The following is a 12944-nucleotide window of genomic DNA, read 5'->3' as shown; positions in this document are numbered from 1 at the left end:
ATTTCACCCTTAAATATTATCTGCTAACTCTACATTGTTTTATATTTAGGTATACTCTTGAGACTGTGCTAAATCAATAAGATACTTATATGAAGAAGATTCTATTTGCTGCATCCGAAATACATCCTTTAATCAAAACTGGTGGGCTTGCTGATGTTGCAGGCGCACTCCCCATAGCGCTTAGAAAAAAGGGTCTCGATGTCAGACTCATAATGCCAGCTTACCAAGGCATACTCGACCAAGTCGAGCCTATTTATCATAGCACCAACTTGGGAAATCCGTTTGGTGTTGGCGATATTATTCTCTTAGAAACTCGCCCCCATAAGAATGACATTCCTATTTGGCTTGTTCAATGTCAAGCACTTTATGAACGTGATGGCGGGCCTTACCTAGATACGAATGGCCTAGATTATGTCGATAATCACTTGCGTTTTGGCGCCTTTTCTTGGGCGATTGCCATGCTGGCTCAGCATGGCAATCTGTTCGGATGGCAAGCCGACATTCTTCATCTAAACGATTGGCAAACTGGATTTGCCGCAGCCTATCTAGCAAGCTGGAAGCTCGATCACCTGCCCATTGTCAGCACCATTCACAACCTACGTTACAATGGCAGTTTTGATATGGCTAAATACGGTGACATGCGCCTCTCCAACGAATTATTAGACATACACGGTATGGAGTTTTATGGTCGTTTTTCTGGACTTAAAGCAGGGTTAGTCTACGCTGATCGCATCACCACCGTCAGCCCAACTTATGCAAAAGAAATTCTCACCAGCGAATACGGCGATGGAATGGATGGCACGCTGCGGGCCATGCGCCATAAACTATCAGGCATTCTAAATGGCGTAGACTATGATCAATGGTCACCAGAAAAAGACGATCACATTACCACACGCTATTCGCCAGACACCATTGAGAAAAAATTGGACAATAAACTGGCTTTATTAAGAGAAAACGGCCTTTCAGAAGACCCAACTAAACTGGTCTTTGGGGTGGTGAGTCGACTCACGGAACAAAAAGGCTTGGATCTGATCCTTGAGGCCATTCCATCAGTACTTAACAAGGGAGCCCGTTTAATCATTCTTGGTTCGGGTGATAGCGCTCTTGAGACAGCCTATCAAGCCTTACAAGCGTCCTACCCTGAACAAGTGACCATTCGCATTGGCTACGACGAAGCGTACTCACATCGTATTCAGGCTGGCGTTGACGCACTTCTGATACCATCTCGATTTGAGCCCTGCGGTTTAACACAGTTGTATGCGCTAAAATACGGCACGCTTCCTGTTGTTAGAAAAACAGGAGGATTGGCTGACACTATCTTTGAGGACACCGAACAAGCCAATGGTTTTGTCTTTGAAAACGCCACGGCCCTGGATTTAAGTAAAGCACTTGAGCGCTGCTTAACTTGCTTTGCTGATATGCAAGCATGGCGAACACGACAATTCAACGCCATGCAATATGATTTCAGTTGGGAAACCGTCACCGATGAGTGGATAGAACTTTATAATCAGCTTATTCGATAAAGCGTCGACAACGGAGTTATTTCTGTAGGAAGAAGCACAATCGAATTGTGTTTCTTCACATTTTCCTACTGCTATTCTTTTTCCAACCTTATACTCTGCGTCAACCATAGGCCCATTCCTGAAGCTTCAGACTCGTTTAAGGAAGGGATTGAAATGCTTTTGCCTCTTTTACATGGGTTGCATCCCACTCTTTTAAGCCTTTCATCAAAGACGCCTCTGCGACGCCGTCCTGACGCATATCCCGCAGTGCCTTCGCAATTTTTTGTTTCAGTTCATCTGTATTACAAGGCGAATCTTTAGACATGGTCAAATACAAGCCTTCACTGCTAATAGATGGCTCGACGGGCACGATTTTCCCACTCAAACCAAGCATTGCGACATAAGCCTCTCCAGGGTTTTTCTCGTATAGCACATAATCGACACGATCTGCAGCGAGCATCAAAAACGCCTGAGACAAACTGGCCACACTGAGAATATTGAGGTGGCGCTGGGCAAATTCATCAAACACCTGCCCAAAACTGTTATTAATCACCGTCACACCCCATTTTCCAATCAGGTCCTCTTTGGAGTGAAACGGAAATTGATTGCCTTTTCTCTGCCAAACGACACTCGTGGTATGCAATATTACCGGGGAAAAATAGTCCATATAATCCGCACGGGCACTGGTATAAAAGGCGCCAGCCATCAAATCAATACGACCACTTTTCACTTCCGATTGCGCTCTGGACCACGGACCAACATGTTCCAACTTAATTGGCACACCAATGCGCTTACTCAATGCCTCGATAAAGAAGGCATTCGCCCCTAATAAATCATGATCATTGTTCGGGCTACGCCATAAAAAGGGTGGATACTCAGAGTTGCCCGTCGCAGTCAACGAGTGGCACTGCTCTTTACTCGTTGACGTCTGAGCCAAAACGCTTTGGGCCCCCAATAAGACCCCTAAGAGTCCCATCAATGGCACAATGCGCAAAAGCTGTTTATTGTGTAAACGCATAACCTGAGAACACTCCTCAAACAAACACCAATTAGGTGGCAAACTCATCAGCAACAAATAAAGCATACAATGAAAATGAATTTATGCATTACTTTGTATGACATCTTTTCTAAAAAGGCCAGAAGCACGAACTCGAACTGGTGGGTTGAGTCCCCTCAATAAAGGCTAAGGACTCACGATTTTTACAACGTTTTGCGGCTATTTCAAACGAATCATCCAGAACATCATACCTTACCGCGCCATTAGGCAATGTTTCAGGTAAGGAGCGAGGGTTCATGTGTTGAGTAAAATCAATCCACACCTTTTGTGCTCCAGTGGCCCCCGTAATATCCAAAGGCGCATTATCATCATCTCCCAGCCAAACCGTACTGGCATAATCCCCCGTAATCCCCTCGAACCAACTATCCCGCTGGCCATTAGACGTCCCCGTCTTTGCTGCAAACGTCAAATCAGGAAAAGCATGCTGAGCCGCCTGAGCAGTACCAATTTCCGGAACTTTGGTCATCCCATCCAACGTGACCGCCAATAAAGCATCCGTGAAAGGTACTTTGGTTGAGCGGTCAAAACGCTTTAATAAATGATCATGTTGATCCATGACGGCCAACACCACCCCAAGCTCACTACTTTTTCCACGAGAGGCAATCGGTTGATACATACGCGCCACCTCAAAAGGCGATAACTCAAGTGCGCCCAACGCCATGGCCGGATGCATAGTAAACGGGCGCTTCACCCCCAGTTGTCGAAGGGTATCACCGACTCGATCAAAGCCAATTTGCTGAGCCAAATTCACCGTCGCTAAGTTATAAGAGTGGGCCATGGCCTCATATAGATGCACCACACCATGAGTCTTACGCGAGTAATTTTCAGGTTCCCAAATCTGACCATCAACGTTAAAGCGCATGCGCTTGTCATCGATGCGACTCCACCAAGTATAGTGCCCTGTGGCTAATGCAGCCATATACAAAGGTGGTTTCACCAAAGAACCAATGGGCCTTACCGCCCCCAGCGCTCGATTGAACCCTGAATACTGTTTATCGCTAGACCCCACCACAGCACGTACCTGACCATTTTGCCGATCCGTCACCACCATGGCCCCTTGCAAGCCAGCCAAACGTTTGTCATGTTTTTCAAGAAGTGCAACCTGACGCCGCATAGCTCGCGTCGCTGCTAACTGAGCACGAATGTCAACACCAGTATAAATGCGCAAGTTTTTCGTCGCTAAGGTCTCTTTGTCAAAATCCCGAGACAACTGCAAAGATACAAGGTCTAAATAATCACCATAAATTGAACGGGTCCTACGTTTGTCCGCTAAACGAATGGGCTGCTTCACCAGTATTTGATAGTCTGTGGGCGTCAACCGTCCTTGATCTTTTAAAATCGCTAAAACAGTATTACGTCTTGATAGCGCTCTTTTGGGGTGACGCTCAGGGTTATAGTAAGAAGGTCCTTTCACCATGCCCACCAGTAGCGCCATTTCGTCAATATTCAGCTCTTTTAGAGGTCGACCAAAAAAGTGCTGACTGGCTGCTGCAAAACCATGTAACCCTTCATTGCCCACTTGCGCCAAGTACACTTCATTCATATAAGCGGTAATAATCTCTTGCTTGGAGTAGTGATACTCCAACAATAAACTCATGACGACCTCTGTCAGCTTTCGCGTGTAAGTGCGCTCAGAGCTTAAAAACATGTTTTTTACTAACTGCTGGGTCAAGGTAGATCCCCCTTGACGACGAGAGTCATGAGTAAGGTTGACCCATGCCGCCCGCGCAATCCCCGTCAAAGAAATCCCCCAGTGGTGGAAAAAATCTCTGTCTTCCACCGTGGTTAAAATATCAATTAAGGACTTAGGAATATCATGATAGGTTAAGATTTGCCGGCGCTCAGTGTTACCACCATATAAGAAGCCAATACGCTGAGGTTCAATACTGGCTTCTGCCACTGGCTCACCGCTTAAGGACTGAATTTGTAGCTTGCCATCCACAAACGAGAAAATACGCCTTTCACTAGGATGAAAGCCGTTGTAGTAGACATAAGATCTTAAGTGGGCACTCACTTTTGTACGACTTCTTGCCGCCCAGCCGACTTTTTGGCTGTTACGACCAAAACGATAACCCGTTTCTTTCAACAATGCTTCAAGTTCCGCTTTTTTCCAAGGGGCGCCACTTTTCAAATAAATCGGTGCACTCAGTACTTCAGAAGGCACTTGCCATTTTTGGCCTTCAAAACGCGTCACCACCTTTTGATCCAGCCACCAGACCCAAATAGCAAAAGGAATACTGCCGATCAAACAAAGCACTAGCCCCCATTTAAAAAATGCACGCCATGCTCGCCCCAAAAATCCACGGGATTTTTTCGGGGGAGATTTCTTTTTCGTTTTTGAAGTCATAGACTTACGAGAAGGTTTCGAAGGGGGTTTAATAGCCATGGTGCCAAGTATAAGTAGCTTGGCAAAGGCAAGCAACATGACAGAGCAACAAACAGAAACTCTTTATACCAAACGTAAAAAAAGATACCTTTGTTACCTTGATATTGACAAGGTATAGGGTAATCTGACATTTTCACCCCCTAGGGAAAATAACAGTCATGGAGAGTAAGGACGTGATGAGCGACACGAAACGACAATACATTAATGCCATAACCACACAATATGATGGCTTGATTCAGTACAATAGTATCAGTATGACAAGAGTAATGTTCCTTATGAGGAAACACTCAACGAACAAAGTCTCTGCCCATAACAGGCATAAATAGTACTTTTTACTTGGAAGAATGTGGTGAATGTATGTTTTATAAGCATCTAATCCCTAATGCACAACGATTATCTGAAGGTAAAGCGCTTCACTTCAAAGTAAATCAAAGCGAATTTGTTATTATCAAACAACAGGGTGAGTTGCGCGCCTACGAAAACCGCTGCCCACATCAAAAACGTGCGCTAAACTGTCATACAGAAGAGATTTTTGATGACGATGGTGATTACATAAAATGCCATCATCATGGTGCTCTTTTTTCACCAAATGATGGCCAGTGTATTGCTGGGCCATGCCAAGGCAAAACCTTAAAAAAAGCCACGCTTGGTGTAGAAAAGGGCAATTTTTATATACTGATCGGAGAAGGCAGTCCTGCCGTGGCGTAACAAGTAATGAGATTTTGCTTGTTTCCACTATGATGACACCTAAATACAGCCTAACTGTGTCGTATGCCTTAGACCAATCAGCATAATGCTTGCGGAGAGTACGATGCAGTTATATCAGTATGATCATTGCCCAAATTGTGTTCGTGCCGATATGGTGGCCAATTACAAAGCGCTTTTCCATGAAAAAATTTATCTTCTTCATGGTGACGATGACGAATGTTATGCCTTATTAAAAAAGCTCCCCTCTTCGAAAAATAGGCAATTACCCATTTTTAAAAGTGACGATAACACCATCATCACGGATGGATTAAAAATTGCCCGATATTTAGATAAAATTGGCGACTCAGAAAAACCGATCCGCCCCTCAGCTCAGGATATCACCGCACACAGCATCCTTGAGGAAGCAGAACTTCATATCAATTGTCTTGTTTTTCCCCGTAACATTCTATTAGGGCTCCCTGAGTTTTCATCACGTCAGTCTCGCGATGAGTTCCGCATCAAGAAAGAAAGTGAAATACGTCGCTCCTTTGAGAAAGCCCTCGAAGAAACTCAGCACCATAAAAAAATCGTTGAAATGGCATTACAAAGGCTCCCCGAACAGACGTTGCCTTCAGATCATAGTCACACCATTAGCTGGGATGATGTGATGCTATTCCCAAAACTTAGAAACCTAACCATGGTATTAAATCTACAATTCCCTGATCATCTACGCCAATATATCGACGAGGTAGCACACGCCACTTCTATTCATACTTACTACCACTTTGAGATCTAATTAAATGCGTTTTCTAACCCTTTTATTAAGAGTACGTTTGCTGAGCCCCACTATATTGCTCGGCAGCGTCTTCATCATGCTAACCAACAATGTGTTTGCTGCTCCTCTGCGTATTGCAGTTGCCTCTAACTTTACCGCCCCTATGCAAATACTAGCGCCTCTTTTCGAACAAGAAACGGGTCAGAAACTGCAGTTATCCTTTGGCTCCTCAGGAAAATTTTACGCACAAATACGTAACGGCGCGCCTTATGATGTCTTTTTATCAGCCGATCAAGCCAAACCAGATAAATTAATCAAAGCAGGTTTAGCTCAAAAAAGCAGTAAAATCATTTATGCAAAGGGAATACTCGTCTTATGGTCCGCGACTCAACAGCGTGTAGAACCCGTTAAAAGCGCCTTAGAGCAAGCCCGCAAAATAGCCATTGCCAACCCCAAACTGGCCCCATATGGTTTAGCTGCCAAAGAAACCTTAACCAAATTAGGCTTATGGAACGTTCTACAAAGCAAACTAGTACAAGGCGAAAACATAGGACAAACCTATCAGTTTGCTTATTCGCAAAATGCCGAATTGGGGTTCGTTGCCTTATCCCAAGTTTTGGCTGGGCCTGTCAAAGGCCATTACTGGCAAGTCCCAAATAACGATCATAGCCCCATCAAACAAGCGGCAGTCTTGTTAACTCACAGTCAACATAAAACACAGGCCCAAAAATTCCTTAACTTTTTAGTACGAAAGGATATTCAAAAGCGTATTAAAAACTTTGGTTATGACTCTGGTCAGTAAGTCACCCTAGACAAACACCAATGATACGATTCACTTATCTTCTTCAATATAGTCTTGCCTTAAGGTGATAACCCTATGTTATTAAGCTCAGGAGATTGGACGGCTATATGGTTAACGCTCAAATTAGCGACCAGTGTCACCATACTGCTGCTTATTCTTGGCACGCCATTAGCTTGGTGGCTTGCGAGAACATCCTCTTGGCTTAAGGCACCAATCAGTGCCATTGTAGCAATGCCCCTTATTCTCCCTCCTACGGTACTGGGGTTTTATTTGTTAATATTCCTAAGCCCTAACGGAGCGCTAGGCCACTTTTTGACAAACATTGGGATATCGCCTCTGCCCTTTAGTTTTACTGGCTTAATCTTTGCCTCAATAATCTATTCTCTTCCCTTTGTGATTCAGCCTTTACAGAATGCCTTTGTCGCTATGGGAAACCGTCCTCTGGAAGTGGCCGCTACCTTAAGAGCCTCTGCATGGGACCGTTTTATTCATGTTGCTCTCCCCATGGCAAAGCCTGGTTACCTTAGTGCGGCGGTCTTAGGTTTTGCTCATACTGTCGGTGAGTTTGGTGTGGTACTGATGATGGGCGGTAATATAGAAGGGGAAACTCGCGTGCTATCGGTTCAAATATACGATCATGTAGAAGCTCTTGAATATGCCCAAGCCCATACATTGTCTTTACTCATGGTGTTGTTTGCTTTTGTAGTATTAGCCTTTTTATATGCAACTCAAAAAGTGAATAAGCAAAAAGCAAACATAGGATCATGGTGATGAACGCAATAAACATTCGCTTGAGTCGATCTAAGCAAAGCAGGTCAGACTTCGCTTTAGAAGTTGATCTCACTTTACCAAACCAAGGCGTCACAGCGTTATTTGGCCGCTCCGGATCGGGTAAAACCACCCTATTACGCTGTTTAGCGGGTTTAGAGAAAAACCATCAGGGCCAAATCGCCTTTAACGAGGCTATTTGGCAAAGTGAAGCTGGGGATTTTTTGCCCGTTCATAAACGTCCCATCGGTTATGTCTTTCAAGAAGCCAGTCTATTTCCCCATCTTTCCGCTCGCGATAACCTCGCTTTTGCTACGAAAAGGGCTAACAAAGAAGAGAGTGTCATCGCTTATCAAGACGTGATTGATCTATTAAATATTGCCTCGCTACTGGAACAATTCCCCCATCAACTCTCCGGTGGTGAAAGGCAACGCATTGCCATCGCACGTGCCTTATTGATTCAACCAAAGCTTCTCCTTATGGACGAGCCATTATCTGCCCTTGATGAGGGCCTAAAAAAGGACATTCTTCCTTACCTAGAAGCCGTTTGCTCAAACATGTCCATTCCGATTCTTTATGTGAGCCACTCTTTAGACGAAGTCATTCGCTTAGCTCAATATACGGTCATTATGGATCAAGGGAAAATCGTCGATCAGGGAGAAACGCAATACCTTCTTGGAAAATTATCAACGTCCCGATATACCTATCAGAACACGCGTTTTATGATCATCGGTCAGATCACGCAACAAGATGAACAATGGGGATTATCCACCTTATCCTTTGGTCAACACAGCTTGATGATTTCACGTACACACGAAGTCATTGGCGACACAGTAAAGCTGCAAATTCAAGCACGAGATGTCAGCATCGCACTCTCAGCTAATGAAGACTCTAGTATCATCAACCGACTAGCGGTTTATATTGATGATATCAGCCACAATGAAGCTGACCCAAACACAGTATTGGTCAGAATGATGGCAGGTCAAACCCCGATTCTCGCAAGCATTACGGCCTATTCTGCCCAAAAACTGAATTTAGCCATTGGCCAACATGTCATAGCACAAATCAAATCCGTCGCGGTATTAAGGTGAGACCTTTGCTCGATGTCACGAGCGACGCCAAGACGCGGCAAAAACAGATGAGAAAGCGGAGTTTATACCTATAAATGAGCATTTTGAGTCGGTTTTTAACAAAGTATTGGCAAGCGCAGTAGTCGTGAAAAAGTCTCAAGGAAATAGTTAATACTAATGAGTTCTATGTATTCTTTAGATGAGACAAACCTGAAACAAAAAATAATAATGATACAAATTAATAAAAAGACAGTATTCTATGGAAGATCAAGCATTAGCAATTAGATCCCTCTTTATTGGATCAATCGATAGCCTAAAAATCGCGATGAAAAAAGCCATGGTAGAAAAAAACCTCTCTGGTTCACCACTGCTTTTTTTTGTATTAGACCATATCCAAAATACCCCAAACTGCACCGCCCAAGATGTCAGCCAAAAAATGCATCGTGATAAAGGACAAATTACGCGGATTATCAAAGAGCTGATTACCAAGGGATTAATCACTAAACAACTCAATCAGAACGACAAACGTAGCCACTTTATTTTCCTAACAGAGCAAGGTCAGGCGTACTATCAAACACTAAAGAATGCCGACAATGAAGCCATCGCCCTGATGAAAGCCAGCATCAGTCAGGAAGAGCTTGATACTTTTCTAAGAGTAGGGCAACGCATGCTGCAAAATATTCAAAGCCACATTAACGAGCCATAAATTGGCGACGTTGACGCTATAGTCTGCACTAAACCAATGAAATGAATTATTCATTCATCGTTTTTTTCTATGATGAGTGCTTATTGGCTAAGTGATTTTGTTGAAGTGGAGCCCCTGTTAATGGATTCAATCGACTAGCTGACGCTTTTTTCGATAACATATAAAAGGCTAACATCTCCTTTTTCATAGGTTTTGAGTACAAATACCCTTGCCCAATATCGCACCCATAATGATTTAATAATGCGACTTGCGTATCCCGTTCAACCCCTTCCACGACCACTTTCACGCTCGCTCTATGGGCAGCAGAAATAACACCACTCACTAGACGTTGCTGCTCTAGAGAACTTTCTATATGTCTTATGAATTGCGGCGCAATTTTGATCATATCGATTGGTAACCTTGTCAACGTTGATAAAAGTGTGCCTTCTGTACCAAAACTATCTATCGAAATTGAAATGCCCATTTCCCGTAGCGCCTTCAATGTCGAGATCACCGACGTTGAACCATTTATCACAATGGACTGATCTAACTCAAATATGAAGTAATGAGCAGGCAAATTACGAGTCTCCAGCATAGAAGCAATGACATCAATAAAATTAGGATTAATTAAATGGTCAAAGGCAATGTTTAAACAAACGGGTTGAGCAACGCTGCCTTCTTTCGCTAATTGAGATTGAACCATTAAACAGGCCTGTTCAAACATCCAAAAACCGACATCGACGACCTTCCTCGATTCCTGAACCAAAGCCCAAAATGCTGCATGATGGAATACACCTTTTTCAGGATGATGCCAACAGATTAGCGCTTCGCATGCCACCACGTTTCCCTCTTTCATGTTAATTAGAGGCTGGTAGCAAAGCGTTAACTCATGGTTTTCTACTGCTGAGATCAACTCGTCATCAATGTTCTTCAAACAATCCACGCACTTTTGTTTTCGCCCATCTTGTTTGAACTCTTTCTGTTTCAGCCCTTCTTTGAAAAAGTAAACGTTATTGCGTCCTGACTCTTTCGCCTTGTACATGGCCATATCCGCACGACCAAGCACCTCTTCCGATGAATCACCATCTTCAGGAATCAAAGTAACACCAATGGAAGCAGATACAGAATAGTTTTTCCCTTGTAAAACGACAGGCTCATTGATGGATTTAAGCAGTCCTTGAGCGAATAACTTAATCGTTTGACGATCATGGTAATCGGACAGCAGAATAGCAAACTCATCCCCCCCAAGACGAGCGACTACCCCTTTTCCATTCACAATATTTGTTAAACGTGACGCCATAACCGTTAACAGCAAATCGCCAGCACCGTGCCCAAGCCTGTCGTTGATATCTTTAAATCCATCCAAATCTAAGTACATCAGTGCACAACGACTCTTATCACTGTTTAAACAGGCGATGAACACCTTTTCAAGAAAAAGACGACGATTTGCTAACTGTGTTAGAGGATCATAAAAAGCGAGTTTTTCCAACTCACGGGTTTTAAGGCGAATAATGGCCTCAAGCCTTTCTGGTTGTAGCAAGATATAACGCAGACTCCCGCCAACGAACAAGGCGACGAGTAAGGTGACTCCGTAGCCAATCACATAGACCATTAAGCCATTGGATTCTTTTTGTGATAAAAACAACCTCCACATATTATTGGACACATTGATATTGCTCCAAGCCACAATGCCATCTAGAGGCTGAGCAGACTTCGCAAACACATTATCCTGCCCTTTATCTGGGTCAAAATAGCTAAGCTGATAACGAAACCCCTTCTTTTCAAGAGCGGGTAAACTGCTTGCCTTGATCAAACCATCCAAATTAATCAGAACAGAAATGACACCCCAAAATTCTTCAACCCCATTTTTTTGGATAAAGACCGGATTATAGCCAGTGACTGCTTCCCCTCCTTGAGTCAAATTAAACGGGCCATCTAAAGTGAGAGTTTTATTTCTAATGGCATCAAGCACACTTTTTCGATGCTTATCATCTTTTAAAATATCGTGCCCTAAGGCGGCTTCATTACCTTTTAATGGATAAATCATTGACACCACACCATTAGGTGCCAGCTGTAAGTTGGATATGCCTCCAATGGACTCAATCATATGATGGGCATAATCAGCAAAGCGTTCAGGAGAGTCTAAGCTCTTTCGCTCCAGCGCTAAAAAATACGTGGCGGATAATGCGCTAAGCAGACGACGTTCAATGACACGAGCCTGTGAGACCGCAACTTCCTGAATCAATGCGGCCTGTTCTTTACGCTTAATATCTTCTGTTTGCTGGGTAAAAAACACGCCAACACATAACAGAGAGAAAAAGACGCCATAGCAGATAAAATTTCGTTTGCGTCGGGTCAAGAATACGCTCCCACCCCCATAAAAAAGTAAAGGAAGTATGAAACAGAACCGGCATATTCTCGTTATAGAATTAGTGAAAAGATGTAGCGAGAATTACATATCAATACGTAATACAACATCTTGTGGCGGAATAGATTAAAATCAACAAAGCTCTGATAACAAAAACCCTGACCTCTTTCGAGTATCAGGGTTTCCAGACTTAACTGTGTAACGACTGCTTAGAAGGTATAACCAACACCCACCATAACAGCAAGAGGGTTCACTTTGGTACTGATTGTCTGATTAGGTATATGAACATCGGTATCAATATTCATGTACCAAACAGAAGCATTGGCAAACAGTTTATCGTTAATCTTCATATCGACGCCCGCTTGTGCAGCAACCCCCCAAGTACCATCCACACTCACATTCTTGCCAGCTAACGCTCCTTTGCCTTTCGCATCAAAAAATACTGTGTGGTTTAAACCCACCCCTAAATAAGGGCGAATATCACTGTTTGACTTGCCAAAATAATACTGTGCCATTAAAGAAGGTGGTAGTTCAGAAACCTCTGCCACTTTTCCGAGACCAGAAACGGAGACATCGTGTTTAAAAGGCGTCGCCAATAACAACTCAGTCCCAATATTATCAGTTATCATATAAGTCAATGTGGCAGCCAATTGGGTATCATTACTGATTTTTAGTTCTTGGTTAGTTCCAGCAACGTCATCACTGCTTTCGTTTGGCATCACGGTAGCGACACCACCACGAACGAAGAAATCGCCTGCTTGATGCGCCAAAGCAGCGGTAGAACAAAGAGCAGAAACAAGAGCCACAGGTAGTAAAGCTTTCATGATAGATTCCTTTTTTTTCT

Annotated in this window: 11 protein-coding genes; 7 read left to right on the top strand and 4 right to left on the bottom strand. The window is 43.5% G+C overall.

All coding sequences use genetic code 11. From position 1 onward, the window contains the following. Positions 1-89: 89 nt before the first annotated feature. Positions 90-1523 (top strand): glycogen synthase GlgA, encoded by a 1434-nt coding sequence (gene glgA / locus JHD45_RS01255; RefSeq protein WP_199474278.1) that lies wholly within the window; start codon positions 90-92, stop codon positions 1521-1523. Positions 1524-1659: 136 nt separating this feature from the next. Here the strand turns inward: glgA and JHD45_RS01250 are convergent, their stop codons facing one another. Continuing rightward, positions 1660-2520: a substrate-binding periplasmic protein gene (locus JHD45_RS01250; RefSeq protein ID WP_233407491.1), complete on the bottom strand. Its 861-nt coding sequence runs from the start codon at positions 2518-2520 to the stop codon at positions 1660-1662. Positions 2521-2629: 109 nt separating this feature from the next. Further along, the gene (locus JHD45_RS01245; RefSeq protein WP_233407490.1) at positions 2630-4906 is read right to left on the bottom strand and encodes a transglycosylase domain-containing protein; all 2277 of its coding nucleotides are present in this window, start codon (positions 4904-4906) and stop codon (positions 2630-2632) included. 396 nt (positions 4907-5302) lie between these two features. On the opposite strand from JHD45_RS01245, the gene JHD45_RS01240 reads away from it, so the two are divergent. The 6 genes from JHD45_RS01240 (at position 5303) to JHD45_RS01215 (ending at position 9753) form a co-directional block, all read left to right on the top strand. After that, a complete protein-coding gene (locus tag JHD45_RS01240; protein ID WP_199474276.1) occupies positions 5303-5653 on the top strand; it encodes a Rieske (2Fe-2S) protein in 351 nt (116 codons plus the stop codon). Between the two features lie 103 nt (positions 5654-5756). Further along, positions 5757-6428, top strand: coding sequence for a glutaredoxin 2 (gene grxB / locus JHD45_RS01235; protein WP_199474267.1), 672 nt, complete (start codon positions 5757-5759; stop codon positions 6426-6428). Between the two features lie 37 nt (positions 6429-6465). Continuing rightward, on the top strand, positions 6466-7209 hold the full coding sequence (gene modA / locus JHD45_RS01230) for a molybdate ABC transporter substrate-binding protein (protein ID WP_233407489.1): 744 nt from the start codon (positions 6466-6468) through the stop codon (positions 7207-7209). A 75-nt stretch (positions 7210-7284) separates the two neighbouring features. Next, positions 7285-7980 carry a molybdate ABC transporter permease subunit gene (gene modB / locus JHD45_RS01225; protein ID WP_199474263.1) on the top strand — a complete coding sequence of 232 codons (696 nt, stop codon included), beginning with the start codon at positions 7285-7287 and terminating at the stop codon, positions 7978-7980. Continuing rightward, entirely contained in the window at positions 7980-9068 is a 1089-nt protein-coding gene (modC, locus tag JHD45_RS01220) for a molybdenum ABC transporter ATP-binding protein (protein ID WP_233407488.1), read from the top strand. The genes modB and modC overlap by 1 nt, the downstream gene beginning before the upstream one ends. 238 nt (positions 9069-9306) lie before the next feature. Next, positions 9307-9753, top strand: coding sequence for a MarR family winged helix-turn-helix transcriptional regulator (locus JHD45_RS01215; RefSeq protein WP_199474255.1), 447 nt, complete (start codon positions 9307-9309; stop codon positions 9751-9753). 67 nt (positions 9754-9820) lie between these two features. On the opposite strand, the gene JHD45_RS01210 is transcribed toward JHD45_RS01215, so the two are convergent. Next, positions 9821-12091, bottom strand: coding sequence for an EAL domain-containing protein (locus JHD45_RS01210; RefSeq protein ID WP_199474248.1), 2271 nt, complete (start codon positions 12089-12091; stop codon positions 9821-9823). A 218-nt stretch (positions 12092-12309) separates the two neighbouring features. Further along, positions 12310-12924 carry an OmpW family outer membrane protein gene (locus tag JHD45_RS01205; RefSeq protein WP_199474243.1) on the bottom strand — a complete coding sequence of 205 codons (615 nt, stop codon included), beginning with the start codon at positions 12922-12924 and terminating at the stop codon, positions 12310-12312. Positions 12925-12944: the final 20 nt, after the last annotated feature.

This window comes from Marinomonas spartinae (genome assembly GCF_016461715.1).
Taxonomy (GTDB): domain Bacteria; phylum Pseudomonadota; class Gammaproteobacteria; order Pseudomonadales; family Marinomonadaceae; genus Marinomonas; species Marinomonas spartinae_A.
Note: the sequence above shows the minus strand (reverse complement) of the source record. Positions and strands in the feature narration are given on the sequence as shown.